Raw genomic sequence first — 24,585 nt, forward strand, 5'->3', positions numbered from 1 at the left:
TGCCGTCGGACCGCACCTCCGGACCACAAACAGCGATCATCACCCGGCGGGAGGCGCCCCTGGTCGGCGGCCGGGCGATGGATCTTTGGAACCGGGGCGGCGGGTGGGGCATCTGAGGGCCATGCGGAGACTGTGGGGACATCTCGCGGTGCTGATGGTGCTGACCTCGGCGCTGGTGGTCGGACCGTCGGGGACGGCGTGCGCGTGCAGCTGTGCCGAACCCGACCCGGTGAAGAACACGGAATGGGCCGACCTGGTGTTCGTCGGGGTGGTCGTCGACGTCGACCGGCCCGCGTTCAGCATGTCGAGCGGCGACCTGATGACCGCCCGGCTCACCGTCGAGCAGGTGCGCAAGGGGAGCGCGACGGGCCACGTCGAGGTGAAGACCGCGATCGAGGGCCCGAGCTGCGGCTTCGACTTCGTCGAGGGCAACCGTTACCTGATCTACAGCCGGGAGGGTCAGACCAGCCTGTGTTCGGGCAACGAGTTGCTCGGCGCGGCTCCCGAGGTGGAGCTGGAGGGCGACGTGCCGGTCATCGCGCTGCTCGGTGGCGGCGCGGTGGTGCTGCTCGCCGGGCTGGCGCTCTGGTGGGTGCTGCGTCGTAGGTCAGCGTCGTCCGCTGCCGCCGTTGCCGACCCCGGACCTGCGACCGACGGACAAGGCGAGGCCCGCCCGGACGGTCAGGACTCGGCGTAGACGGCGAACCCGCGGTCGGCGCAGCGGCGGTAGAACTGGGCCAGCACCCCGAACTCCGACAGCGGGAAACTCCACTGCGGGTCGCCGTCGGTCTCCTCGCGCAGCGCCTCCAGGCGCTGTTCGAGCCAGCGCAGCTGCTGCTCCGGCAGTCGGGAATCGGTCAGTGCGGCACGAAGCACCGCGGCGACGCTGTCGAACGTGACGGTGTCGCCGTGCGGCGCGTGCCCCGCGACGAACTTCTCCAGGCCGCCGGCGATCCAGGCGCAGCCGTCGGGGTCGATGACCGGGTCCTCGTCCTCCTCGGCGGCCTCGGTGGCGTAGAGCACGCCCTTGAGCCCGAGCAGCAGGTCGACGACCTCGGTGTACGCCGTCGCGCGGACCGTGCCGGTGCGGGCGATGTGACCTGCCAGGGCGGCGGTCGGGGCGGCGGTGCTCGGCTGTTCGGCCAGGTCGGCGAAGTCGACGAATTCCGCGGGCGCCACCGGGTCGTAGAAGCGGCCGGTGGCCGGCCACTGCACCGCGACGTTGTCCAGACCCATGTCAGCCTCTCGAGCGCTTGAGTTCCAGGCCGTGCGCAACTTACGGCATACCGGGGACATTGCGCGACCCTCTGAACCGGTGCTTCTGGGCCCGCTCGCCACCGGCCCTCGGGAGCATCGTGCCCGTGGGGGGAGTTGCGACCGGAGGCTTTCGGGCGGCTACGGGGCTGCCAGGGCCTTGAAACGACGTTCTGTGGGTGCCGCGTGCGGCAGATGTCGGCACGACACAGTAGGATCGAGGGCGAGAGCAGAACACTGGGTGGACCGTGTACGCGACACCGGTGGGTTGTCCCGCACACCGCAGGTCCGCCCTGTGTTGTGCCGTGTGTCACCCCCGTCCCGCGTATGCCGATCCCGGCGAAGCCTGTCCCGGGTGCGTGGGTATGCGGACGCGGTAGGCAGGACTGGTTGTCGTCCCCGTCGCCTCGGGCGGCGGAGGAGGGATTGAGAGTGGCAACGCCGAAGCAGCAGAACAGTGAGTACACGGGTTCCTCGATCACCGTTCTCGAGGGCCTGGACGCGGTTCGCAAGCGTCCCGGCATGTACATCGGCTCCACCGGTGAGCGGGGCCTGCACCACCTCGTGTGGGAGGTGGTCGACAACTCCGTCGACGAGGCGCTCGCGGGGGTATGCGACCACATCTCCATCACGCTGACCGCCGACGGCGGGGTGCGGGTCGCCGACAACGGCCGAGGCATCCCGGTCGACATCCACCCCGTGGAGAAGCGGCCGACCGTCGAGGTCGTGATGACCGTGCTGCATGCGGGCGGCAAGTTCGACGGCAAGGCGTACGCGGTCTCCGGCGGTCTGCACGGCGTCGGCATCTCCGTGGTGAACGCCCTGTCGACGCGCATCGACCTGGAGATCCACAAGGACGGGTTCGTCTGGCGCCAGCGCTACGACCACTCCAAGCCCGGTCCGCTGGAGAAGGGCGAGCCGACCAACCGCACCGGCACGACCACCACCTTCTACCCGGACCCGAACATCTTCGAGACGGTCGAGTTCAACTTCGAGACCATCTACCGCCGCGTGCAGGAGATGGCGTTCCTCAACCGGGGCCTGACCATCGCGCTGCGCGACGAGCGCGCGCTGGCCGCCGACGGCGAGGACGCCGAGGTCCGCGAGGTGACGTTCTGCTACAAGGGCGGTATCGCCGACTTCGTGCGGCACCTGAACAACACCAAGAGCCCGATCCACAAGTCGGTGGTCGAGTTCGACGCCGAGGGCGAGAACATGTCGCTCGAGATCGCGATGCAGTGGAACGAGTCCTACGGCGAGTCGGTCTACACCTTCGCGAACACGATCAACACCCACGAGGGCGGCACGCACGAGGAGGGCTTCCGGGCGGCGCTGACGACCATCATCAACAAGTACGGCGCCGACAAGAAGATCCTCAAGGGCGACGAGAAGCTCTCGGGTGAGGACATCCGCGAGGGTCTCGCCGCGATCATCTCGGTGAAGCTGGCCAACCCGCAGTTCGAGGGCCAGACCAAGACCAAGCTGGGCAACACCGAGGTCAAGAGCTTCGTGCAGAAGGCCTGCAACGAGTGGCTGGCGGACTGGCTGGAGCGCAATCCCGCCGACGCCAAGATGATCATCACGAAGGCCTCGCAGGCCGCCCGTGCCCGTATCGCCGCCGCGCAGGCGCGCAAGCTGGCCCGCCGCAAGTCGCTGCTGGAGTCCGGCTCGATGCCCGGCAAGCTGGCCGACTGCCAGTCGACCGACCCGAAGGCCTGCGAGCTGTTCATCGTCGAGGGCGACTCGGCCGGCGGTTCGGCCAAGCAGGGCCGCGACCCCCGGGTGCAGGCGATCCTGCCGATCCGCGGCAAGATCCTGAACGTGGAGAAGGCGCGCATCGACAAGGTGCTGCGCAACAACGAGGTCCAGGCGCTGATCACCGCACTGGGCACCGGCATCCACGACGACTTCGACATCGAGAAGCTGCGGTACCACAAGGTCGTGCTGATGGCCGACGCGGACGTCGACGGCCAGCACATCCAGACGTTGCTGCTGACGCTGCTGTTCCGCTTCATGCGCCCGCTGGTCGAGCTGGGGCACGTGTACCTCGCGTCGCCGCCCCTGTTCAAGATCAAGTGGAACAAGAAGGGCGACGACGCGCAGTACGCGTACTCCGACCGCGAGCGCGACGGCCTGATCCGGCTGCGCCAGGAGACCAAGCCGAACGCCAAGCCGGACGACATCCAGCGGTTCAAGGGTCTGGGCGAGATGAACTACCCGGAGCTGTGGGAGACCACGATGAACCCGGGCACCCGGACACTTCGTCAGGTGACCTTGGACGACGCGGCAACCGCAGACGAACTCTTCAGCGTGCTGATGGGCGAGGACGTTGAGGCACGCCGCTCGTTCATCCAGCGCAATGCGAAGGATGTCCGGTTCCTGGATATCTAATCCGGGAGGGATGTCTGAGTTTGGGCATCTAAGGCCAGGAAATTGCCGACCTGTGGATAGACATACTGTTTATCCACAGGTCGGGCCCTGATCCACAGCGTTATCCACAGCTTCCTCAGCTTCATACGCAGGAAAAGAGTTTTGAACAGTGAGCGAGACTCCTGACACTCAGCCGGAAGAGGTCGGCGTGCACGGCCGCATCGAGCCCGTCGGGCTCGAGGTGGAGATGCAGCGCTCGTACCTCGACTACGCCATGAGCGTCATCGTCGGCCGGGCGCTTCCGGACGTGCGCGACGGCCTCAAGCCGGTGCACCGCAAGATCCTGTACGCGATGTACGACGGTGGCTTCCGCCCCGACCGCGGCTACTTCAAGTGCGCCCGCGTCGTCGGCGAGGTGATGGGTAACTACCACCCGCACGGCGACACCGCGATCTACGACTCGCTGGTGCGTATGGCCCAGCCGTGGTCGCTGCGCTACCCGCTGATCGACGGCAACGGCAACTTCGGCTCGCCGGGCAACGACCCCGCCGCCGCCATGCGGTACACCGAGTGCCGGCTGTTCCCGCTCGCGATGGAGCTGCTGCGCGACATCGACGAGGACACCGTCGAGTTCATCCCGAACTACGACGGGCGTAACCAGGAGCCGACGATCCTGCCGGCCCGGTTCCCGAACCTGCTGGTCAACGGCTCCGAGGGCATCGCCGTCGGCATGGCCACCAAGATCCCGCCGCACAACCTGCGCGAGATCGGCAAGGCCGTGCAGTGGTGCCTGGACAACCCCGAGGCCACCGAGGCCGAGGTGCTCGACGCCGCGCTCCAGATCGTCAAGGGCCCGGACTTCCCGACCCGCGGTCTGATCGTCGGCACCAGCACGATCGAGGAGGCGTACCGCACCGGTCGCGGCTCGATCCGGATGCGGGCCGTGGTCGAGGTCGAGGAGGACAAGAAGGGGCGCGCCTGCCTCGTCGTCACCGAGCTGCCCTACCAGGTCAACCCGGACAACCTCGCCGAGCGCGTCGCCGAGCTGGTCAAGGAGGGCAAGCTGGGCGGCATCGCGGACATCCGCGAGGAGTCGTCCGGCCGCACCGGCATGCGCCTGGTGCTCGTGCTCAAGCGCGACGCCGTGGCCAAGGTGGTGCTGAACAACCTCTACAAGCACACCCAGCTGCAGGAGACCTTCGGCGCGAACATGCTGGCGCTGGTCGACGGCGTGCCCCGCACGCTGAACCTCGCCCAGTTCCTCATGTACTACGTCAGCCACCAGATGGAGGTCATCCAGCGACGGACGGCCTTCCGCCTGCGCAAGGCCGAGGAGCGGGCCCACATCCTGCGCGGTCTGGTCAAGGCGCTGGACATGCTGGACGAGGTCATCGCCCTCATCCGCCGCGCGCCGAGCGCGGAGGAGTCGAAGACCGGCCTCATGGCGCTGCTCGACGTCGACGAGATCCAGGCGACCGCGATCCTCGACATGCAGCTGCGCCGGCTGGCCGCGCTGGAGCGTCAGCGGATCATCGACGAGCTGGCCCGGATCGAGATCGAGATCGCCGACCTCAAGGACATCCTGGCCAAGCCCGAGCGGCAGCGGAAGATCATCTCCGACGAACTCGGCGAGATCGTGGCCAAGTGGGGCGACGACCGGCGCACGAAGATCATCCCGTTCGACGGCGAGGTCTCCATGGAGGACCTCATCGCGCGCGAGGACGTCGTGGTGACCATCACCCGTACCGGGTACGCCAAACGGACAAAGGTTGACCTGTACCGCTCGCAGAAGCGGGGCGGCAAGGGGGTCTCCGGGGCCACGCTGCGCCAGGACGACATCGTCAGCCACTTCTTCGTGTGCTCCACGCACGACTGGATCCTGTTCTTCACGAACAAGGGCCGGGTCTACCGCGCCAAGGCGTACGAGTTCCCCGAGGCCTCGCGCATCGCGAAGGGCCAGCACGTGGCGAACCTGCTGGCCTTCCAGCCGGACGAGCAGATCGCCCAGGTCATCGAGATCCAGAACTACGAGGTCGCGCCCTACCTGGTGCTGGCCACGAAGAACGGCCTGGTCAAGAAGACCGCGCTCGGGGAGTTCGACTCCAACCGCAGTGGCGGCATCATCGCGATCAACCTGCGCGACGACGACGAGCTCGTCGGCGCCGCACTGATCGCCGCGGAGGACGACCTGCTGCTCGTCAGCAAGCAGGCGCAGGCCATCCGCTTCAATGCCACCGACGACGCGCTGCGCCCCATGGGCCGCGCCACGTCGGGTGTCATCGGCATGCGCTTCGGCGACGGCGACGAGCTGCTGGCCATGGAGGTGGTCCGGGACGGTATGGACGTCCTCGTGGCGACCAACGGCGGCTACGCCAAGCGCACCCCGATCGACGAATACCCGGTCCAGGGCCGGGGTGGAAAGGGCGTACTGACCGCAAAGATCACCGAACGCCGTGGCGGACTGGTGGGTGCGGTCGTTATCAGCCCGGAAGACGAGCTCTTCGCTATCACGAGCAACGGCGGAGTTATCCGAACTCCGGTGAAGCCCGTGCGGCGGACGCGCGATCGGAACACAATGGGTGTCAAGCTGATGGACCTCCCAGAAGGCGTAACCCTCGTCGCCATTGCCCGCAATGCCGATGAGCCGGACGAACAGGACTAGTGCATGACGGAGACACAGGCGATGTCGGAGACCGCGGGGGCTCCGGCGAGTCCGGTCGAGAAGGACGGCGGCGACGCCGCCTCGTCGACCGGCCGGGCGGCCGTAGGCCGCGCGACAGTCCCCGCTGATCAGTCCGAGCCGACCCCGGCCCGGTCCGCGACCGGGGGGGACGAGTCGGCCGGCAGCACCGCTGCTGCCGCCGCGACCACCACCGGCACCTTCACCCGGCCGGCGGGCATGCCCGCCCCGGACTCGGAGCCCACGGGCGCCATCGCGACCTCCGGGCGGCCTTCCACGGCCACCGGGCGGGCCGCGGCAGGCACCTCGACGCTGCGCTCGGTGGTCAACAGCGCCAGTGCCGGCGCGGTGCGGGTCACCGAAGCCGTGCGCGCGGCGCGCACCAGTGCCGGCTCGGCCGCCTCGCGCGGCCCGCGCCGGGCCCGGTTGAGCATCAAGCGCATCGACCCGTGGTCGGTCATGAAGTTCTCCTTCGCCGTGTCCTTCGTGCTCCTGGTCGTCATCGTGGTCGCCACCTCGGTGCTGTACCTGGCGCTGGACGCGATGGGCGTGTTCACCTCGCTGAACACGACCCTGGCCGACCTGTTCGCCTCGAACGGCAGCGCGGGAGACTTCCGCATCAGCGCCGGCGCGGTGATCGGGACCTCGGCCATCCTGGGCGCGATCAACGTGGTGCTCTTCACCGCGCTGATGACCCTGGGTGCGTTCATCTACAACGTCTGTGCCGACCTGGTCGGCGGCGTCGAGATCACGCTCGCCGAGCGCGACTGACCTCACGCCACACCCACAGCGGTCCGCGGCTCGCCCCCGGACCGCTGTGGTGTGCCCGCCCACCGGCGCCCTGCCGCACGCCTGCGCGGGCTCCGGCGGCCGGGGCGCAAGATCGCTGTTCGAGTCAGAATCGCGGGTGGGACGACAGATGCCGGCATCAAACGACGATCTTCATGGTCGGCCGGCGACCGGGGCGGGACACGCCACGCGGGAGGGGATACCGGTTTGGAAGAGCCGTCAGCGGTGCGGTAAGGTTCGTTGTCGCGCGGGGCTATAGCTCAGTCGGTTAGAGCGCAGAGCTGATAACTCTGAGGTCGCTGGTTCGATTCCAGCTAGCCCCACTCCCGAGCGTTAAGGTGCTCATCATGTGGAAGAAGTTGCTGATCGTCGCCGGAGTCGGCGTGGCGGTCGCACTGGTCGCCAAGAAGCTGCGGGCGGCCAACGACGAGCGGGCACTGTGGCACGAGGCCACCACCGCACCGGATCTCCGCTGAGTCAGACGGGTCGAGCCCGTCCCTCGGGGCCTTAGCTCAATTGGCAGAGCACCGCCTTTGCAAGGCGGGGGTTAGGAGTTCGATTCTCCTAGGCTCCACCAGCGAAAACTAGGCTGTACCGAAGGCTGTAGTACAGCCACCGGTACAGCCTAGAGTTTTACTCAGCTCGTTTCGTATGGGTCGTTAGGTACCAGGCACACTCACCTGTGCTCTCGAACAAGACCAGGTAACACGGGAACTTGCCGCCTTGGCCCATGCCGCGCGAGTCGATCATTAGGCCGACCTCTTCTCTCCCGTCTACCTGGAGGCGGGTCGACCCTGGGATCATGTAGCCCATTGGCTCTGTGGCTGTCATGAACCTTCAAACGGCAGCGTGTCGTTTTGAGCAACGTGCAACGAACTGTGCCGTTGAAATCACATTTCCGTGCCAGCGGGCCTGTGCTGGCTAGTCGTCGCCAATGACTCGGTCGATTCCGTCCGCAGCATCGCGGGACTTGGACGGCAGCACATGACCGTACGTATCAGCAGTAAGCCGGATCGTGGAGTGGCCGAGCAGGTCCATCACCGTTCGCATCTCCTGCCCATCGTGTAAAAGGAACGTCGCGAAGGCGTGCCTGAGGTCGTGCGACCTGAGCCACTCCAGCCCGACTGCCCTGCGCGCCTGCTCGAACCGGCGGTTGACATTCCGGGGCTCCATCGGGCCGCCAGCGTGTTGGCGAAACCAGGCCGGAGTCACGCCACAGCTCGGCTACAGCCGCCATTTCCCGGTCTTGCACCTCACGGTGACGCACCAGAGCTTCGCAGGCGAGCCGGGCCAGCGGCACGGGCCGCGCCGACCGGTGCGTCTTCGGCGAGACGATCTGGAGCTTGCCGCCGACTCGCTGGAGTGTCTGTCGCACGAAGAGCACCTTCTCGTCGGTTTCCACATCGACCCATCGCAGGCCGAGCACCGACACCGGGGCCGGGCCGCCGGTCATGACACCCCAACCCGCATCGTCCACGGGCTTGTAGACGCCCGATGGCAGCAGGCGTTCCTGTATGACGCGGGCCGGACCTGCCGGAACAACTGGGTGATGGACCTGCCCCGCGTCGCTGGATGACCGTGGGTGATCGGCGGACAGGAACGGGCGATCGTGCCGCCGTCTCGATCGCTCAAGCCTGCCGCAACCGCAGGAGCGGCTCAGCTCGCTTTCGGAAGACAGATTCCCCGCGCCCGGCCTCGCTGGAGCTGCCGTCGCGGAGGAAGGCGACGATCGAGGACGGGCCCGCGTGATCTGTCCGCGGACGCGACGGGCAAGCAGAGATGCCGTGCCGGATGTGGAGGCATCGTGAGAAGTCGTGTCGCCAACCTTTCCGCCGATAGTTACGATGCCGGGCGTCCCGCGTCGCGGGGCATCTTCATCACGGGAGGATCCCTTGGCACCCCTGCGCAAACGCATGCTCGCCGTGGCTGCGTTCGCATCCCTGGCCACGCTCGTGGCCGCCGGTCCGGCTGCGGCCGCGTCGGCCGGGGCTGACCGGAACAAGATCAACCTCACCTCGCTCGGCTTCGCGGCCGACCACGTGGACGCGACCGGCAACGACCCGGTCAGCTACCCCGCGGTCGACGTGAAGTGGACGATCACCGACGGCGACACCGCCGCAACGAAGATCCAGGGCAGCATCAAGCTGCAGCTGTTCCACGGCGACAAGGCCGTCGGGCCGGCGAAGGCCTACACCTGGGCGCTGGAGCCGGACGGCGTTGCCGACGTCTTCGCCGACGACTGGTGGCAGGCCCGGCCACAGGAGTCGTCGTACACGCTGACGTTCGTCGTGCCGCAGTACGGCCCGGCCGAGCAGGTCACCTGGCGGGTGACCAGCCTGGCGGCGACCGATGACCGCGGCAACACCCGCGAGTTCAGCGGCAAGGTGCTGTCCCAGCACGACGCTTCGGTGGCCGTCACCGAACTGGTCGACACCGCGAACCCGGACCTGCAGTCCTTCACCCGGGGCTGGGGCCAACTGTCGGAGCTGTTCGACCACGGCGGCCCGCTGACGTTGAAATACAACTTCTACGTCGCCGAGCAGGCGGGCTTCTGGAAGGGCCGGCTGAAGCTGGACGGGCCGGACCGGGCGAAGGCTTCCGCGTCGTTCGAGCTCACCAAGGCGAACTCGTACACCTGGATGTGCGGCGAGGGCCAGAACTACGACAACCAGATGGTGTGGTGCGAGGTGGCTGTCACCCTGCCGGCCGGGGCGCCCGCGGGCGTCTGGCGGGTCGCCGGCGTGGAGCTCACCGACACCGTCGGGCACCGTGGCACGTACACCGTGGACTCCACCACGGACGTGCGGGTCACCCGCAACGAGCAGCTGAGCGCGAGCGGGTTCGCGCTGAGCGCCACGGAGGTGGACAGCTGGCGCGAGAGCAAGACCGTGCGCCTGAGCATGCGCCCCGCCGGGGCGCAGGGTGCGGTCACCGCGGTGCGGCTGACCTCGCGCTGCTGGTCGGCTGACACCACGCCGCAGGTGGAGGCGGACGGCACCGTGTCGGTGGAGCTGGTGATGCCGACGATCTTCGACAAGTGCAGCATCGACGGCATTGCGATCGACGACGCCGCGGGCAACCTCGCCCTGTACGGCAGCCACTACGGCGGGCCGGACCTCGGTCTGACCGTGCGCCGCGTCGCCGACACCACCGCTCCGGTGGTGCTCAGCGCCGTGCTGAGCCGGACCACGGCGCCGTCGAGTGAGCTGTACGCGATCAGCGCCACGGTCACCGTGGAACGCTCGGTCGCGCCGATCCACCAGTACAGCTTCACGTTCTACGACAGCCGGGGCTGGTCCAGCGGCGGCGGTTCGGGCGGGATTCACGAGAACCCGGACGGCACCGTGACCATCACGGCGTGGCTCTACAACCCGCCACCCGGCGTGTACACGGGCGGTTTCACCCTAACCGACGCGGCTGGGAACCACGCCCAGTACGGATATCCGAACGGTGCCGGCAACCCGGTCCCGAATGGGCCGCTGGTGCTGACGGTCACCGAGGGGTGAGAGTGCGGTGGCGGGGGCACAGCCGTCCCTCCACCGCTCCTGCTGCCCGGTTGGCACGGGAGGCCGTGCCGACCGGGCGGTTGTGCTGCCAGGCCCTCAACCGAGCCGATCGGTCCGATCGATACCTGGGAACACCTGAAGCCTCTTGGTGCCCCCACCCCGTCCCGTGGACGGTCGGGTTGGGGCGCGGTTTCGCCACTGACCTGGTGACGCCCGAACCAGCGTCGTGCAAGGCGGGGTTAGGAGTTCGATTCTCCTAGGCTCCACTCAAGGCCCACGCCGGCTGGTCACCGCCGTCCCTCGGCGAGTGGCCAGTTTTGCTTTTCGGGTCGGGAAGATCCAAAGTCAGCATCTCGTCAGTGGCAGACCCGAAGACGTAGCGCACCCGGCGGCCGTAGTCATCCGGCGCGCTCTGCCTTCGGCCCGCGCGAGGGCGGTGCAGCCTCGGATTCCGCCGTGGCCTGTCTGCGCCCCGTGGGACGTCTTACGCTCGAATAATGATCTCCTTGCGGTGACACACGAGGGCGGCGGACACCGTCCCGACACTGTGGTTCAGACGGTCTTCGGTGGCCCCACTCGGACGGTTTCCGGTGGCCGCCGGGTTGGCTGCGAAATTGGCTGTCCGCTCGTCGGAGCACAGTGATAGAAAGCCGGGATGCACAAAGGCCTCACGTTCCCTGATCATCTGCGGCTGATCAACGAACGGTCGGCCGCCTTCCGCGCTGCGGTCGCCGCGGCACCCAGCCTCGACGCGCTGGTGCCGACCTCGCCCGAGCGGACGCTGTTCGATCTCGTGCAACACGTGGGGATGGGCCGCCGCAAATCAGCCGCCGTCGTCGCCGCAGGACCCGCGGACACGCCCCCGGAGAAGTCGGCTTGGGATGACGGCCTGGGTGCCCCTCGGGAACGCGAGGCTCTCCTGGCCTGGTGGACCGAGTCCGTCGAGCAGCTGACGAGCGCGCTGCGTGAGGCCGGCCCGGACCGCGGTTGCTGGACGTGGTGGGGGGACTCGCCGTCACCGCAAACCTCTGGTGCCTGGGCGCGGCGACAGGTTCCCGAGATCGCGGTGTACACCTACGACGCCCAGCTCACGATGGGTGCCCCGCAGCCGCTGTCGGACGAGGTCGCCCTCGACGGTTTCGACGACTGCCAGTTCACCCTCTGCGCGACGACAGTCGCCTGGCCACACGAACCCGCCATCGTCGATTACCACGCCACCGAGGGCCACTCCTGGCGCCTTCGGCTTTCCCGCGACGGCGCACAGGTCGCCCACCTCGCATCCGCGGCCGGCGAGGACCCCGACCCGGCCGACGCCTCCGCCCGGGGCACGGCCAGTGACCTGGTCCTGTTCTTCTACGGCCGCATACCGCTGGATTCGCTGACGTTCGATGGCGACCGTCGTATCTTCGATCAGCTCGCAGCCTGGGACCCGTCCGTGTGACAACCGACTGACACGGGGCGCGCGCTCTTGCCTCCACCGCCGCGCGGTCGCCCGCGCAGGGGACGGACGGGCAGGATCGCCCCGGCCGTCACCGTGTCACCGAATCCATACGAATCGCCGGTAGCGCCGCTTGACATCTGATCTTAAAGTCAATCCCTGCGCCGCCCGGAGCCGATAGATCGGCTACCACGTGGGACTGGTTCGGCGCACATCTCAGGGAGTTTCCCCTTGATCGCAAAGCCTCTCAAGAAGCCGCTGGCTGCCGCCTCCGTGCTGGCCACCGGTGCGCTCACCGCGCTCGGCCTGCCGGTGGCGGCTGAAGCCAGCTACCCGGGCAGCACCGGCGTGCTGACCGCAGGGTACGGGTCCAACATCAACTTCCAGGGCGGCGGTTCGCTGAAGCCGACCCACCCCAAGTACTCCGGCGTCGAAAGTGTCGCGTGGTCGCCGGACGGCAGCCGCGCGCTGTGGGCCAGCCACGAGGGTGCCATCCTGACCGTGCGGTTCAACGACGCGTCGAACGTCTGGTACGTCGAGGACGCGAAGTCCTCGGTGGAGCGGCGCCACGTGACCTGGCGGGGCACCGGCTCGGTCGCCTGGGCCGAGCGCTCGTCGGGCGGCCCGCACCGCATCATGACCGACAGCAGCTCGGACGGCTGGCTTGCCGAACAGGTCTCCGTGAACGACGGCGCCGACTACTCGAATCCGGACGGCGCCATCGACGGCCGGCTCGTGTACCAGCGGAGTGCGCCGGGAGCCAGCGGGTCTGACGTGATGCTGTACGACTACTACCTCGGTGACACGCCGGAGCAGCGTCAGCGGCTGTTGGTCACTGACGCGGCGCAGCCGGCGTGGTCGCCGGACGGCACCAAGGTGGCGTTCGCACGCAGCGGCAACATCTGGGTGCTGACCGTCGGGGACCCGACGAGTTCCGACGACGACTCGTTCCTCCAGATCACCAACACCACGGGGGACGGCAACCCCACCTGGTCCGCCGACGGCAACACCGTGGCCTTCACCCGTGGTGGCGGCAACAACGTGTTCACCGTTCCGGCGGCGGGCGGGACGGCTGCCGACTCCGGCATCGTCGGGTATCCGGCGTACCGGCCGGTGAACGCGAACCGGATGGTCCGGCTGTCCGGATCGAGCCGGTTCGGCACCGCGGTGGCGGTGTCGCGCTCGCTGTGGACCGACGGCGGCGCCCAGTCGGTGGTGCTGTCGCGGTCGGACAACTTCGCCGACGCGCTGGGCGGTTCGGCTCTGGCGGCGGCCAAGGAGGGGCCGCTGCTGATGACCCCGCCGACCAGCCTCAACCCGGAGATCCGGGCCGAGATCGTGCGGGTGCTGGGTGCCGGATCGGGCAAGACCGTGTACATCCTCGGCGGCACCGGTGCCATCTCGGCCCGCGTCGAGGCTGAGATCCGGGCCATGGGCTACGACGTCAACCGCCGGCAGGGCGCCAACCGGTACGAGACCTCGGTCAGGATCGCTGAGGCGATCAACCCGGACCCGCACCTGGTGCTTGTCGCCACGGGCCGGAACTTCCCGGACGCGCTCGCCGCGGGCGCGGCCGCCGGCTCGTACAACGTGCCCGGCAGCGACATGTCGGCCGTCGTGCTGCTGACCGCCGACGGCGCCCTCCCCACGGAGACCCGGGGTTACCTGAACACGGTGCTGGCGAATCCCGATGTCAGGACCGACGTGTACGCGATCGGCGGCCAGGCCGCGTCCGCGCTGCAGTCCAACTCCTACCAGTTCATGGACCTGGTCGGAAGCACCCGCTACGCGACGGCGTACTTCGTCGCCGAGGTGTTCTTCGGCGGACACCGGGTCGCAGGCGTCGCGACCGGCACGAACTGGCCGGACGCGCTCGCCGGTGGGGCGATGATGGCGACGCTCAACGGTCCGCTGCTGCTGACCCCCGGCACTTCGCTGGCCCTCCCGACCGAGTACCACGTCGACAACAACAGCGGAACGATCGACACGGGCTACGTGTTCGGCGGCGCTGCCGTGGTGAGCGACGGCGTGATGAACAGCGTCGGCACGTGGATCAGCCCGGGCATCGCCTTCACCCGCTTGGTGAACCCGGTCGCCGCCCCGGCGCCCGCGCTCCGTTCGGCGCGGGTCGAGCCGGCGGCGCCGGCCGTCACGCTGCCCACGGCAGACCAGATCAAGGCCGCGGCTGAGGCGCTGGACAACCACCAGCGCTGATCATCAGTCCGGTCACTCGCGGGTCCGGTTCCTTCGGGAACCGGACCCGCCGGTGTTTTCGGCCCGAGTTGCCGGGCCAGGCGGCGGTAAGCCGTGCCGGTGGCTCAGCGCGAAGCGGTGATCAGGACCGTGTGCTTGCGGACGCGGTAGGCGCCTTCCGCGTCGATCCGGGACTGGACGAGGTCGCGGGCGGCCGAGCGCTCCGCCGGCGTGAGCGGTTCGCCGGCCAGGCTGGCGAGGTAGGCGAGGATCGGCTCGGCGGCCGGGACGTCGAGGTCGCAGTGGTAGCGCTCGACGGTGACACCGGTGAAGTGGCGGGCCATGCACGCGGGGCCGGTCTGCGCGGTGAAGTCGTTCTGGGTGGCGTGCAGCGTGAGTTCGGGGCGGCCGATGGCGGGCCCGATCGCGTTGAGCTCGTCGAGGTGGTCGCTGCCGTTGACGGCGACGGCGACCCTTCCGCCCGGTCGGAGCACCCGTCGGAACTCCCGCAGCGCGGCGGCCGGGTCGTCGAGGTGATACAGCATGTGGTTGGCCACGACGGTGTCGAAGGCGACGTCGGCGAACGGAAGGTCGGTCGCGTCGCACTGCCGGACCTGTGCGCCGGGCACGGTGCGCAGTTGCTCGCACATGGCGGGGGAGAAGTCGGTCAGTGTGAGGTTGAGGCCCCGCCCGACGTGGTCGACGTGGGTCCACAGCTCGCCGGTGCCGGCCCCGACTTCGAGGACGTCGCCGCCGAGCGGAAGACGCCCGTCGAGCCAGGCGAACCAGCTCTGCGGGTTCGTGCCGTAGGCGTGCAGGGCGATGCGGGCGGTGAGGTTCCCGGTCGTGGTCGCGTACTGGCTGATGGCGTGGGCGGACGGCGTCGTCTTCATCGCCGGAGCTTAAATCGGATCACGGACTCGCGCGGGGTGGTGGTGTCGCGTGTGGCCGTCGACCGGAAAAGGCCATGAACTGCGCTTACTCCATGCGCGGAAAATGAGGTTGCCTCGCCGATGCGGCGGCCAATACCGTATGCCCACACCAAGAACGACACCGCGGGAAACGGACCGGAGACAGACATGAGCAGCTTCTCGTACGCGATGCAGCGGCTGACGCCGTGCGTCGAGAACGCCATGCCCGCCGCCGCCCGATGTGGTGAGCGTTATGGCTGGGAACTCGTCCCCGGACGAGGCGGATGGTGCTGACCAAGCACCATGACAAGCGGCTCCCGCCGCCCGCCTCCGGACTCGGAAGCGGGCGGTTTTCTTTTGTCCGGCACCGATGAGCAGCGAAGACAGCACGAAGCCCCGAGCTGGGGCCGGCGGGTCGCACCTTGAGAACTCCACAGTGGATGACGTATCAGAAGGCGCGTCGCATTTCGCGGCGCAGCGGTCGATTCGGCTATGGGTAGGCCTCCGCGCTCTCGACGCGGGAAAGCGGGTTCGAGTCCCGCATCGACTACGCAATGAAGCAAGCTCGCGGTTTTCGCACAGCGCCAGTGCGCTGCCGGCCACCGCTCCCTGTCCATCACAGCATTCCCAGGAGGTGACCCGATGAACGCAGTACTCGTCCTCAACGCCGATCTCGGCCCGCTCCACCGGGTCAGCCTGCGTCACGCCCTGCGCATGCTGTGGCGGCAGGTCGCGGTGGTGCACGAGGCGGAACCCGATCAGGCCATCGGCGTCTGGCCGATGCCCAAGGTGGTCCGCCTGGTCAGCTACGTGGTGACGCGTTGGCGCTACCACGGCGGCCCGGCCTGGTCGCGGCGCGGCGTGCTCGCCCGTGACCAGCACCGGTGCGCCTACTGCGGCGGTCCGGCGTACACCATCGATCATGTCCTGCCCAGCTCCCGAGGCGGGCGCAACACCTGGCTCAACACGGTGGCCGCCTGTGGCGGCTGCAATCAGCGCAAGGGTGACCGTACGCCCGCCGAGGCGCGGATGCCGCTGCGGTTCTCCCCGTCGGCACCGTCCTGGACGGTGCTGGCCAGGCGCTGACACGAGCTGCGGGGCCACGGGGGCCCGCAGCTCCGGGCTGCGGATGGGGGTCCGCAGCCTTCGGGCCCATAGCTCATCTGGTAGAGCGCCGCTCTTGCAAAGCGGAGGCGGCCGGTTCGACTCCGGCTGGGTCCACGGTTCACCCGCCCTGATGGCGCAACTGGACGGCGCACCGGTCTACGAAGCCGGGGGTTGCAGGTTCGAATCCTGCTCAGGGCACGCAGTGACAACGGGATGTGGCGCAGCTTGGTAGCGCGCTGCACTGGGGGTGCAGAGGCCGTCGGTTCGAGTCCGGCCATCCCGACCAGCAAGTCCACGGCGCGGTGGACGAAGGGAAGAGTCACCCGCCTTTCAAGCGGGAGTGTTGCGGGTTCGAATCCCGTCCGCGCTGCAGAGAAGGCAACACCACGCGGATGCGCCGACGTAGGAGAGTCGGGCCTGGCTGTAAACCAGGTGCTCTGCTGAGGGAGTTCGAATCTCCCCGTCCGCACGTTTCCCGGCTTCGTGACGTCCCGGGTGGGGCGCTCCGTCTGCAAAACGGATGACCTCGGGTTCGACTCCCGGCGAGGCCTCTTCTTCACGTCATCCACCGTGGGTTCTCGCGGCTCGGTTATGGTGCCCGAATGATCACCAAAGTCGACGTGGCCGACGCGGCCGCGCGCATCGCCGGGCGCTTCCGGCGTACGCCGCTGGCGGCGGTCGAGCCGGGCGGGCTGTTCGGCACGACCTGGCTCAAGTGCGAGTACATGCAGCACACGGGCAGTTTCAAGGCGCGCGGTGCGCTCAACCGGGTGCTCGCGGCGCAGCAGGCCGGTGAGCTGGACCCGGCGGTGGGCGTCGTCGCCGCGTCGGGCGGCAACGCAGGGCTGGCGGTCGCATACGCGGCCCGTGCCTGCGGGGTGCCCGCGACGATCTTCGTGCCGGCGACGGCTCCGGCGTTCAAGGTCGACAAGCTGCGCGAGCTCGGCGCGCGGGTGGAGCAGCGCGGCACCGAGTACGCGATGGCGTACGAGGCGGCGGTGAAGCACGCCGCCGACGCGGGCGCGGTCTACTGCCACGCGTACGACCAGGCGGAGATGGTCGCCGGGGCCGGGACGATCGGGCTGGAGCTGCTGGCCGACATTCCCGGCGGGTTCGACACGGTGCTGGTCGCGGTGGGCGGCGGCGGGCTGATGGCGGGGATCGCCACCGCCGTGGCGGGCCAGGCCCGGGTGGTCGGCGTCGAACCCGAACTCGCGCCGAGCCTGCATGCCGCGCTGGCCGCCGGCCGTCCGGTGGACGTCGCGGTTTCCGGCGTCGCCGCCGACTCGCTGGGCGCCCGCCGCGTCGGCGACATCGGGTACGCGGTCGCGGTACGCGACGGGGTGCGCAGTGTGCTGGTGAGCGACGACGACATCGTGGCCGCCCGGCGGGCGCTGTGGGCCGACCGGCGCATCGTGCTCGAACACGGGGCCGCGGCCGCGCTGGCCGCCCTGAGCAGCGGCGCCTACCGCCCCGCCGACGGCGAGCGGGTCGTCGTCATCGCCTGCGGCGCCAACACCGACCCCACCGGTCTCTGAGCCTGGTCAGAAGACCTGGGTGAAGTATTCGCGGCTGAGGATGCGGAAGTAGATCCAGGACGGGAGTTTGTCATAGCCGGGCTGGACGGCCTGGAGGACGGTGACCTGGCTGACGTGTGCGTCCAGGGCGGCGCGCTTCTCGCTCGCCACGCTGTCGATGGTCATGGCGACCGTCGGCTCGGGCAGGCCCTGCGCCGGGTCGGTCGGGTACATGTCGCGGAAGGTGGGGGACAGCTCCTTCGCCACCGAGATCATCGACTCGGGCAGGGTGGCCTGGTAGAAGTGCTTGACCGGGAAGTCGGGCGCGTGCCGGCGGGTGTTCAGCACGGTCTTGACCCACACCCCGACCTGCGCGTGGTCCGGGTGGCCGTAGAAGCCGACCCGGTCGTCGAAGCTGATCACGACGCTCGGCCGGTACTCGTCGATCAGGGCCGAGACGGTCTCCTGCGCCTTGGCGGCGTCGGCTGCGGGCAGCCCGCTGTCCCGGAAGTCGAACAGCTCGACGTTGTCCGCCCCAAGCACCTTGCCGGCGTTGTCCGCCTCGATCGTGCGCCGCTCCGCGAGGTCGGCGAGGGAGGTCTTGGGCACGTCCGCCGCTTCGCCGCGGGTGAGGTACGCGATGGTGATCTCGGCGTCGGCCTCTTCGCTCATCCGGCGCAGCGAGCCTGCCACGGTGATCTCGTCGTCGGGGTGCGCGAAGATCGCCAGCAGCCGCTTGGGCGCACTTTCAGGGAAAAGGCTGTCGGTCAGCGGCACCGAGGTGTCGTTGACATACCGGTTGAGTCCGAAGACCGTGACCGCCGGCAGGACCAGCAGGCATGCCAGCACCGACAGGAGGATCTTGTTTCGCCGGGTGACGCGCATGTGCTGTTCCGTTCCGAGGGGGTGGGCGGAACCGCCGCCCCCGGCGCGCCGCCCGGCCGCGCCCGGGCCAGCCCTGCTCCGGTCGGACCACCTTAATGGGTGTTCAGCGTTCCTCGTCAGCGGGCCGGTCCGCGGTAGCGCAGGAACGCGGGCACGGCCAGGGCGAGCACCGTCATGGCGACGATCACGAGCACGCCGCCGCCCGCCACCGCGGCACTCGCACCGGCCACCGGCACCGCCACGCCGTGCAGCAGGTCGGCCAGCCGGGGGCCGCCCGCCACCACGACGGTGTGCACGCCCTGCATGCGGCCGCGCATCTCGTCGGTCGCCGCGGCCTGCAGGATCGCGCCGCGGAACACCATGGAGACCATGTCGGCGACGCCCGCGATGCCGAGGAACACCACGGCCACCCACAGTGAACTGCTCAACCCGAAGCCCGCGATCGCCGCGCCCCAGGCGCAGACCGCGATGACCAGCATCAGGCCGTGCCGGCGGAGGTGCGAGAAGGTGCCCGAGAGCAGGCCGCCGAGCAGCGCGCCGATCGGCACCGCGGCGTAGAGCATGCCGAGCGCGAAGTTCTCGTTCACGCCGGGGAACGCGGTGTCGGCCAGCTGCGGGAACAGCGCCCGCGGCATGCCGAAGACCATGGCGATGACGTCCGCGGCCATGGACACCATGAGCAGCCGGTGGGTGGCCAGGTAGCGGAAGCCGGCCACGATGTCGGCCACGCCGGCCCGGCGGGCGACGCCGGACAGCGGGGGCAGCGAGGGCAGCCGCCACACGGCGTACAGCGCGGCGCACAGCGCGATGGCGTCGAACAGATACAGCAGGGGCAGGCCGAGCAGCGGGATCAGCGCGCCGGCCAGCATCGGACCGGCGATCTGCCCACCCTGCATCACGGTCGAGTTGAGCGCCCCGGCGGCGGGCAGCTCGGCGGCGGGCACCAGCCGGGCGACCGAGGCGGTGCGGGCGGGCATGTTCATGCCGAACAGCGCCTGCTGGACGGCGACCAGCACCAGCAGCAGGGGGATGGAGCGCACGTCGAGAGCCGCCTGCAGCCAGAAGACCACGCACAGCAGGGCGATGCCCGAGTTGGTGAACAGCAGCATCCGGCGGCGGTCGACGGTGTCCGCGATCGCGCCGCCCCACAGCGCGAAGACGATCAGCGGGGCGAGCCCGGAGATGCTGGCGATGCCGACCCAGACCGAGGACCCGGTCATGTCGTAGATCTGCTTGGGCACCGCGACCGCGGTCAGCTGGCTGCCCAGGGCGGTCACGATCGTCGAGGTCCAGAGTCGGCGGTACGGCCGGTGCCGCAGCGGCCGGGTGTCCATGAAGAACCGGCGGCGCGGCGCGGGGACGGCCGTGCCGGGGTCGGCCTGCTTCTCGGCTACCTCGCTCACGCGGGAACCTTAGCCGAGCAAACGATCTGCGGACCAGGGCTGGTGACCGACGCAACGAGTCCGCGAAGAAGATCTCGGAGACGGCGGCAACCTTCTTCGCGGAGCGCGCATCTTGCAGGTCGTCACTACGGCAGGAACACCTCGCCTGCCGCCACTCCTCAGCCAACGGGGGCATACGTGGTCGACTCGCATGCCGCGGAGTTCGACAGCTTCGTCAGGTTTCGCTCACCGGCGCTGCTGCGCGCCGCCTACCTGCTCACCGGCGACCAGCACCTGGCCGAAGACCTGGTGCAGTCGGCGCTCGCCCGGACCCACCGGTCCTGGCGGCGGCTGCACGACAGCGGCAACGCCGAGGCGTACACCCGCAAGGTCATGTATCACCTGCAGGTCGCCTGGTGGCGCCGCGGCAAGGTCGCCGAGGTCCTTCCGGGTGAACTGCCCGAACGGGGCCGGGGCGGCGACCATTCCGGCTCGTCGGCGCTCAAGCTCAGCCTGCGGGCCGCGCTGCTGAAACTGTCCGACAAGCAGCGCGCGGTGCTGGTGCTCCGCTTCTTCGAGGACCGCACCGAGGCGGAGGCCGCCGAGGTGCTCGGCGTCTCGGTCGGCACCGTGAAGTCCCAGACCGCCAAGGCACTCGCCCGGCTGCGTGCGATCGCCCCTGAACTGTCCGACCTCCACGTCGTGAACGGAGCCGCCCGATGAACGCCCCGATGGACAACCTCAGGTCCGGCCTGGCCGAGCTGGCCGGCGACGTCGACGCGGTGGACCTGCGTGATCGAGCACTGCGGACCTCACGCCGGATCGGCCTGCGGCGCACGGCGATGACGTCGGCGCTGTCGCTGGTGCTGCTGGGCGGCGCGGGCCTCGCCGTGGTCACGATGACCGGGGGCGGCGCGCCCGCCGAGCCTGCCACGATGCCTACCGTCTCGCCCACCGGTCAGGTGCCGCCCACGGACCCGGCGACCGCTCCCGTCGCGGGCGCCTACTACCTGCTCCGCATGGCCGGGGATACGAAGATCGAACTGCACGTGCTGCACGAGAGCTACCGCTGTGGCACGCCGGATCCCGGGACGTGTGCTCCGGACATCCGCCCCGAGCGGCTGCGCACGATCAACGTGCAGAAGGGCGACCGCTGCCCGTGGAACTCCGTCGCGGTGTCGCCTGACGGCGCCCAGGTCGCCTGGGTGGTCGGGACCGACCAGAGCGACGGCAGTGGTGATCTCATGGTGGCCGACACCCACGCCGGCGAGGCGCACAAGATGGCCACCGGTGTGCTCTGCGAGGGAAGCCGCGCGCTCGTGTGGGCGCGTGACTCGCGCCGGCTGTTCGTCGGCACGCTCGGCCACGCGGCGACCGTCGGCGTCGTCGACACGGCCGGCGGAGCGTTCACGCCCATGGAGCCGCAGGCGTGGAAGGAAGCGGAGACGCTGGCCAGCGGGCCGTTCCGGGGCTCGGTCCGCGACGGCCTGCTGACCGTCACCAGAGCGGACGGCACGGATCCCCGCTCGGTCGCCTACCGGGACGAGCACGACATGGACGCGGTGGTGCTCGGGGTGTCGGCCGACGGCCGGTTCGCCGCGGTGAGCACGGGAGCCGGCGATCCGAGCCGGCGCGTGTACGTCGCCGCGGTCGTCGACATGACCACGGGCAAGCCGGTCGAGTTCGCGGTCGGCAAGGTCAACCAGGCGTGGTTCCAGGCGGACGGGTCGATGGTCGTTCGGGTCGCAGGGGATGCCGGCACGTTCTATCGCCTGAACCCGGACCGCCGGCTGATCGCCGAGATCCCGGTCGAATCCGCGCTCACGAACGCCATGCCCTTCCAGGCCGTCTTCGGCTGAGCCGGGAACGGCGGACAGCGGTCCGCCAGGGCACTGCGCGACATCGGCAAGCGACGATCTTGTTTCACGTGAAACATCGACAAAAGGAACAAAAAGGCCCCCGCAAGGGGGCCTTTTTGTTGGTGTATCGGGTCACACCGTGCACGAGTCGTCGTCGCACGACTCGCCCTTCGGAGCCGACAGCACGGTCAGCGGCGAGCCGCCCTCGCGGCGGCGCACCTCGTCGAGCACCTCGCGCAGTGTCGACGGGTCCTGCGCGCCACTGATGGCGTACTTCCCGGCGAAGACGAACATCGGCACACCGGTGACGCCGAGCTCGCGGCCCATGGCCAGCTCACTCTGCACCTCGGCGACGCCCTCGGCCGACTCGAGCAGGGCGCGCATCTCCTGCTCGTCGTGGCCGAGGCCGGCCGCGACCGTCGCCAGCGTCGCGCGGTCGCCGAGGTCGAGGCCGTCGGTGAAGTGGGCGCGGTGCAGTGCCTCGACCATCGGGCGCTGCTCGCCGTGCCGGCCGGCCCACCAGATCAGCCGATGTGCGTCGAAGGTGTTCGCGTTGATCGCGCGGTCGAAGTTCATGGTGAGGCCCTCGCCCCGGCCGACCTCGGTCACCTGGGTGAACATGCGCTTCGCGTTGGCCTCGCCGCCGTAGCGGCGGCCCAGCCACTGCACCAGCGGCGCGGACTCGGCCGACGGGTCCAGCTGGAAGGCGCGCCAGGTCAGCGTCACCGGCTCGGCGACGCCGTCGAGGGCCTTCAGCAGGCGCCGCTCGCCGATCCAGCACCAGGGGCATACGACGTCGGAGTAGATCTCGATCTGCACGTGCTCATCCAACACGGCGGCGGCGGGTTCTGTTCCCCGCGCCACACGCGGGTGTGCGCAAGGGCACTACCCGCCGGTAGGCCCGGCGATGGCAAGATGTCGCGGTGAGTTGGAGCAGGTATGTGGCGCTGGGGGACAGCTTCACGGAGGGCATGGACGACCCGTACGCCGACGGAGTGTTCCGGGGCTGGGCGGATCTGGTCGCCGGACGGCTCAGCCAGGTGAGCGGGCCTGGGTTCGGTTACGCGAACCTTGCCATCCGCGGGCGGCTGTTCGACGGCATCGTCGGCGAGCAGGTCGAACCGGCGCTGGCCATGAAGCCCGATCTGATCAGCTTCGCGGCCGGCGCCAACGACGTGCTGCGCCGCAAGTGCGATCCGCCGACCCTGATGGCGCGCTTCGACGCGACCGTGGCCAGGCTCCGGGGCACCGGCGCCGACGTGCTGCTGTTCCGGTTCGCCGACGTGATGTCGCGGCTGCCCGGCAACAACCTGGTGGCCCCGCGCATCCGCTACCTCAACCAGGCGGTCGGCGAGGTCGCCGACCGCAACGGCGCCCGCCTGGTCGACCTGTGGCACGACGACGAGTACGCCAACCCGGCGCTGTGGAGCATCGACCGGCTGCACCTGTCGGCAGCCGGGCACCGGCGCACCGCCGCCCACGTGCTCGCGGCACTCGGCGTGCCGGCCGACCCGGCCTGGTGGGACGTGCCGGCCCGGCCGGCCGTGAAGTCCTGGCCCGCCGCCCGCGCCGACGACCTGGTCTGGGCAGGGCGTTACCTCGCCCCCTGGATCAAGCGCCGCCTCACCGGCCGCTCGTCCGGCGACTCCGTCATCGCCAAGCGCCCCGACCTCGGTCCCATCGACCCCACCGGCTGACCTGGTCCTCCCGGGCTCGGGCGACCGCCCTCACGCAGGGTCGACCTGATGTTCCGGAGGTGCTACGGGGCGATGTTCAGCTGGTCGAGGACGCGCTCGGCCAGTTCGATGTCACCGGTGAGCCAGACCTGCTGCCGGTCCCGGGTGCTGCGGCCCGTGGCGAGCAGCGCGTACGCCTCCCAGCTCAGCGTGGCGTGGGCGGTGGACCGGTGCGCGTCGCTGGGCACCACCGAGGCGCGGCCGTGCTCGTCGACGTACACGGTGAAGTCCTGGGGCAGCTCGCCGAGCGTGGTGAACCGCACCGCCGCGCCGGGCACGGCACCGGCCTTCTTGGCCACGATGCGGGGCAGCGCCTGCAGGACCAGGTCCCGGGCGACCTGCGCGCCTGCCGAACCCAGGTTGCCGGGGCGGCGCACGGCACGGCGCACGTCCTGCTCGTGCACCCACAGGTCGAACGCCCGCGCCGACAGTTGCACCGCGAACGGGACCGCCGCGTTCGCCCATCCCCACCAGCCCGGTGCGTCCGCCGCCCGCAGGTCGTCGGTGAGCTGACGTTCGCGTACCGGCAGCAGCGTGTGCAGGGCTTCCAGCACCGTGGCACGCGGGGCACCGCGCCACCGGGCGACTCCGGTGTCGATCAATTGCTGCGGCGGGCCGTCCGGGGCCTCGCCGCCGTCGGCCATCCACTGCTCCAGGCTCACCACATGGGCGTACACGTCGCCCACGGTCCAGCCGGGACAGTCGGTCGGAGCGGCCCACTGCTCGTCGGTGAGCTGGTCACCTATCTTGACGAGGGCGTGCAGGCTGTGACGGCAGGCCGCGGCGGCGCGGTCGTGTGCGGACATGGCCGCAGCTTTCCGCGTATGCACCTGCGGCGCAAGACTCGTGGCGGGTGCGGCGCAGGGGGCCCGCTCGTTCGTCACGCCGCGCGCGCACGGGCAGGTCCGGGGTACGGTGTCCGTCGTGGACCACTCGTTTCAGGTCGAGCCACGGGGCG

Annotated in this window: 22 protein-coding genes and 9 tRNA genes; 24 read left to right on the top strand and 7 right to left on the bottom strand. The window is 69.6% G+C overall.

Annotated features, from left to right (window positions below):
• Window positions 1-121 precede the first annotated feature (121 nt).
• Window positions 122-697, top strand: a complete 576-nt coding sequence (locus tag HAV39_RS08075) for a hypothetical protein (protein WP_191838543.1) — start codon at window positions 122-124, stop codon at window positions 695-697.
• Here the strand turns inward: HAV39_RS08075 and HAV39_RS08080 are convergent.
• Window positions 682-1,236, bottom strand: a complete 555-nt coding sequence (locus tag HAV39_RS08080; RefSeq protein WP_120317603.1) for a hypothetical protein — start codon at window positions 1,234-1,236, stop codon at window positions 682-684. The two genes, HAV39_RS08075 and HAV39_RS08080, sit on opposite strands and share 16 nt — an antisense overlap.
• Window positions 1,237-1,686: 450 nt before the next feature.
• Between HAV39_RS08080 and gyrB the strand changes: the two genes are divergently transcribed.
• The 6 genes from gyrB (at window position 1,687) to HAV39_RS08105 (ending at window position 7,670) form a co-directional block, all read left to right on the top strand.
• A complete protein-coding gene (gene gyrB / locus HAV39_RS08085) occupies window positions 1,687-3,645 on the top strand; it encodes a DNA topoisomerase (ATP-hydrolyzing) subunit B (protein WP_239120837.1) in 1,959 nt (652 codons plus the stop codon).
• 148 nt (window positions 3,646-3,793) lie between these two features.
• Window positions 3,794-6,286, top strand: coding sequence for a DNA gyrase subunit A (gene gyrA / locus HAV39_RS08090; protein WP_191838545.1), 2,493 nt, complete (start codon window positions 3,794-3,796; stop codon window positions 6,284-6,286).
• Window positions 6,287-6,289: 3 nt separating this feature from the next.
• Window positions 6,290-7,075, top strand: a complete 786-nt coding sequence (locus tag HAV39_RS08095; protein WP_191838546.1) for a DUF3566 domain-containing protein — start codon at window positions 6,290-6,292, stop codon at window positions 7,073-7,075.
• Between the two features lie 267 nt (window positions 7,076-7,342).
• Window positions 7,343-7,416 (top strand) — tRNA-Ile (locus tag HAV39_RS08100).
• Between the two features lie 24 nt (window positions 7,417-7,440).
• Window positions 7,441-7,569 (top strand): DLW-39 family protein, encoded by a 129-nt coding sequence (locus HAV39_RS42170; RefSeq protein WP_222106000.1) that lies wholly within the window; start codon window positions 7,441-7,443, stop codon window positions 7,567-7,569.
• A gap of 25 nt (window positions 7,570-7,594) precedes the next feature.
• Window positions 7,595-7,670, top strand: a tRNA-Ala gene (locus tag HAV39_RS08105).
• Between the two features lie 344 nt (window positions 7,671-8,014).
• Here the strand turns inward: HAV39_RS08105 and HAV39_RS43590 are convergent.
• Window positions 8,015-8,266: a tyrosine-type recombinase/integrase gene (locus tag HAV39_RS43590; RefSeq protein WP_239120836.1), complete on the bottom strand. Its 252-nt coding sequence runs from the start codon at window positions 8,264-8,266 to the stop codon at window positions 8,015-8,017.
• 85 nt (window positions 8,267-8,351) lie between these two features.
• Between HAV39_RS43590 and HAV39_RS42575 the strand changes: the two genes are divergently transcribed.
• The 4 genes from HAV39_RS42575 to HAV39_RS08125 all read left to right on the top strand — a co-directional run bounded on the left by HAV39_RS42575 (window position 8,352) and on the right by HAV39_RS08125 (window position 14,251).
• Window positions 8,352-8,669, top strand: coding sequence for a hypothetical protein (locus HAV39_RS42575; RefSeq protein WP_239120835.1), 318 nt, complete (start codon window positions 8,352-8,354; stop codon window positions 8,667-8,669).
• 316 nt (window positions 8,670-8,985) lie between these two features.
• The gene (locus tag HAV39_RS08115) at window positions 8,986-10,599 is read left to right on the top strand and encodes a hypothetical protein (protein WP_191838547.1); all 1,614 of its coding nucleotides are present in this window, start codon (window positions 8,986-8,988) and stop codon (window positions 10,597-10,599) included.
• A gap of 655 nt (window positions 10,600-11,254) precedes the next feature.
• Complete coding sequence (locus HAV39_RS08120) at window positions 11,255-12,040, top strand: maleylpyruvate isomerase N-terminal domain-containing protein (RefSeq protein WP_191838548.1); 786 nt, start codon at window positions 11,255-11,257, stop codon at window positions 12,038-12,040.
• 228 nt (window positions 12,041-12,268) lie between these two features.
• Window positions 12,269-14,251 (top strand): cell wall-binding repeat-containing protein, encoded by a 1,983-nt coding sequence (locus HAV39_RS08125; protein WP_191838549.1) that lies wholly within the window; start codon window positions 12,269-12,271, stop codon window positions 14,249-14,251.
• 104 nt (window positions 14,252-14,355) lie between these two features.
• On the opposite strand, the gene HAV39_RS08130 is transcribed toward HAV39_RS08125, so the two are convergent.
• Window positions 14,356-15,123, bottom strand: coding sequence for a class I SAM-dependent methyltransferase (locus tag HAV39_RS08130; protein WP_191838550.1), 768 nt, complete (start codon window positions 15,121-15,123; stop codon window positions 14,356-14,358).
• Window positions 15,124-15,309: 186 nt separating this feature from the next.
• Here HAV39_RS08130 and HAV39_RS43215 point away from each other — a divergent pair, with 186 nt between their 5' ends.
• From HAV39_RS43215 to HAV39_RS08175, 10 genes are all read left to right on the top strand, one after another.
• On the top strand, window positions 15,310-15,435 hold the full coding sequence (locus HAV39_RS43215) for a hypothetical protein (protein WP_275413958.1): 126 nt from the start codon (window positions 15,310-15,312) through the stop codon (window positions 15,433-15,435).
• Between the two features lie 185 nt (window positions 15,436-15,620).
• A tRNA-Glu gene (locus HAV39_RS08135) sits at window positions 15,621-15,691 on the top strand.
• A gap of 92 nt (window positions 15,692-15,783) precedes the next feature.
• Window positions 15,784-16,227: an HNH endonuclease gene (locus tag HAV39_RS08140; protein ID WP_191838551.1), complete on the top strand. Its 444-nt coding sequence runs from the start codon at window positions 15,784-15,786 to the stop codon at window positions 16,225-16,227.
• A 62-nt stretch (window positions 16,228-16,289) separates the two neighbouring features.
• Window positions 16,290-16,362 (top strand) — tRNA-Ala (locus HAV39_RS08145).
• A 10-nt stretch (window positions 16,363-16,372) separates the two neighbouring features.
• Window positions 16,373-16,446, top strand: a tRNA-Arg gene (locus tag HAV39_RS08150).
• An 11-nt stretch (window positions 16,447-16,457) separates the two neighbouring features.
• Window positions 16,458-16,534, top strand: a tRNA-Pro gene (locus HAV39_RS08155).
• A gap of 10 nt (window positions 16,535-16,544) precedes the next feature.
• A tRNA-Glu gene (locus HAV39_RS08160) sits at window positions 16,545-16,618 on the top strand.
• Between the two features lie 18 nt (window positions 16,619-16,636).
• Window positions 16,637-16,717, top strand: a tRNA-Tyr gene (locus HAV39_RS08165).
• A gap of 8 nt (window positions 16,718-16,725) precedes the next feature.
• Window positions 16,726-16,799 (top strand) — tRNA-Cys (locus HAV39_RS08170).
• Window positions 16,800-16,850: 51 nt separating this feature from the next.
• A complete protein-coding gene (locus tag HAV39_RS08175) occupies window positions 16,851-17,786 on the top strand; it encodes a threonine/serine dehydratase (protein WP_191838552.1) in 936 nt (311 codons plus the stop codon).
• A gap of 6 nt (window positions 17,787-17,792) precedes the next feature.
• Here the strand turns inward: HAV39_RS08175 and HAV39_RS08180 are convergent, their stop codons facing one another.
• Window positions 17,793-18,650, bottom strand: a complete 858-nt coding sequence (locus tag HAV39_RS08180) for a PIG-L deacetylase family protein (protein WP_191838553.1) — start codon at window positions 18,648-18,650, stop codon at window positions 17,793-17,795.
• A gap of 116 nt (window positions 18,651-18,766) precedes the next feature.
• Window positions 18,767-20,053 carry an MFS transporter gene (locus HAV39_RS08185; protein WP_239120834.1) on the bottom strand — a complete coding sequence of 429 codons (1,287 nt, stop codon included), beginning with the start codon at window positions 20,051-20,053 and terminating at the stop codon, window positions 18,767-18,769.
• Window positions 20,054-20,230: 177 nt separating this feature from the next.
• Between HAV39_RS08185 and HAV39_RS08190 the strand changes: the two genes are divergently transcribed.
• The gene (locus tag HAV39_RS08190) at window positions 20,231-20,755 is read left to right on the top strand and encodes a SigE family RNA polymerase sigma factor (RefSeq protein WP_191838554.1); all 525 of its coding nucleotides are present in this window, start codon (window positions 20,231-20,233) and stop codon (window positions 20,753-20,755) included.
• Window positions 20,752-21,891, top strand: coding sequence for a WD40 repeat domain-containing protein (locus HAV39_RS08195; protein ID WP_191838555.1), 1,140 nt, complete (start codon window positions 20,752-20,754; stop codon window positions 21,889-21,891). The genes HAV39_RS08190 and HAV39_RS08195 overlap by 4 nt, the downstream gene beginning before the upstream one ends.
• Window positions 21,892-22,023: 132 nt before the next feature.
• Here HAV39_RS08195 and HAV39_RS08200 read toward each other — a convergent pair whose 3' ends face one another.
• A complete protein-coding gene (locus tag HAV39_RS08200; RefSeq protein ID WP_191838556.1) occupies window positions 22,024-22,710 on the bottom strand; it encodes a DsbA family oxidoreductase in 687 nt (228 codons plus the stop codon).
• A 104-nt stretch (window positions 22,711-22,814) separates the two neighbouring features.
• Here HAV39_RS08200 and HAV39_RS08205 point away from each other — a divergent pair, with 104 nt between their 5' ends.
• On the top strand, window positions 22,815-23,588 hold the full coding sequence (locus HAV39_RS08205; protein ID WP_191838557.1) for an SGNH/GDSL hydrolase family protein: 774 nt from the start codon (window positions 22,815-22,817) through the stop codon (window positions 23,586-23,588).
• Window positions 23,589-23,650: 62 nt separating this feature from the next.
• On the opposite strand, the gene HAV39_RS08210 is transcribed toward HAV39_RS08205, so the two are convergent.
• Window positions 23,651-24,433, bottom strand: coding sequence for a maleylpyruvate isomerase family mycothiol-dependent enzyme (locus tag HAV39_RS08210; protein ID WP_191838558.1), 783 nt, complete (start codon window positions 24,431-24,433; stop codon window positions 23,651-23,653).
• Between the last annotated feature and the right edge of the window lie 152 nt (window positions 24,434-24,585).

This window comes from Catellatospora chokoriensis (genome assembly GCF_011297315.1).
Taxonomy (GTDB): domain Bacteria; phylum Actinomycetota; class Actinomycetes; order Mycobacteriales; family Micromonosporaceae; genus Catellatospora; species Catellatospora citrea.

Bases quoted from the DNA above. Each gene is read 5' to 3' on its own strand.
- HAV39_RS08195 (WP_191838555.1), top strand. From the start codon at position 20,752: ATGAACGCCCCGATGGACAACCTCAGGTCCGGCCTGGCCGAGCTGGCC.
- HAV39_RS08140 (WP_191838551.1), top strand. From the start codon at position 15,784: ATGAACGCAGTACTCGTCCTCAACGCCGATCTCGGCCCGCTCCACCGG.
- HAV39_RS08175 (WP_191838552.1), top strand. From the start codon at position 16,851: ATGATCACCAAAGTCGACGTGGCCGACGCGGCCGCGCGCATCGCCGGG.
- HAV39_RS42170 (WP_222106000.1), top strand. From the start codon at position 7,441: ATGTGGAAGAAGTTGCTGATCGTCGCCGGAGTCGGCGTGGCGGTCGCA.
- HAV39_RS08095 (WP_191838546.1), top strand. From the start codon at position 6,290: ATGACGGAGACACAGGCGATGTCGGAGACCGCGGGGGCTCCGGCGAGT.
- HAV39_RS08080 (WP_120317603.1), bottom strand. From the start codon at position 1,236: ATGGGTCTGGACAACGTCGCGGTGCAGTGGCCGGCCACCGGCCGCTTC.
- HAV39_RS08180 (WP_191838553.1), bottom strand. From the start codon at position 18,650: ATGCGCGTCACCCGGCGAAACAAGATCCTCCTGTCGGTGCTGGCATGC.
- HAV39_RS43590 (WP_239120836.1), bottom strand. From the start codon at position 8,266: ATGGAGCCCCGGAATGTCAACCGCCGGTTCGAGCAGGCGCGCAGGGCA.
- HAV39_RS08130 (WP_191838550.1), bottom strand. From the start codon at position 15,123: ATGAAGACGACGCCGTCCGCCCACGCCATCAGCCAGTACGCGACCACG.
- HAV39_RS43215 (WP_275413958.1), top strand. From the start codon at position 15,310: ATGAGCAGCTTCTCGTACGCGATGCAGCGGCTGACGCCGTGCGTCGAG.
- HAV39_RS08120 (WP_191838548.1), top strand. From the start codon at position 11,255: ATGCACAAAGGCCTCACGTTCCCTGATCATCTGCGGCTGATCAACGAA.
- HAV39_RS08210 (WP_191838558.1), bottom strand. From the start codon at position 24,433: ATGTCCGCACACGACCGCGCCGCCGCGGCCTGCCGTCACAGCCTGCAC.
- HAV39_RS08075 (WP_191838543.1), top strand. From the start codon at position 122: ATGCGGAGACTGTGGGGACATCTCGCGGTGCTGATGGTGCTGACCTCG.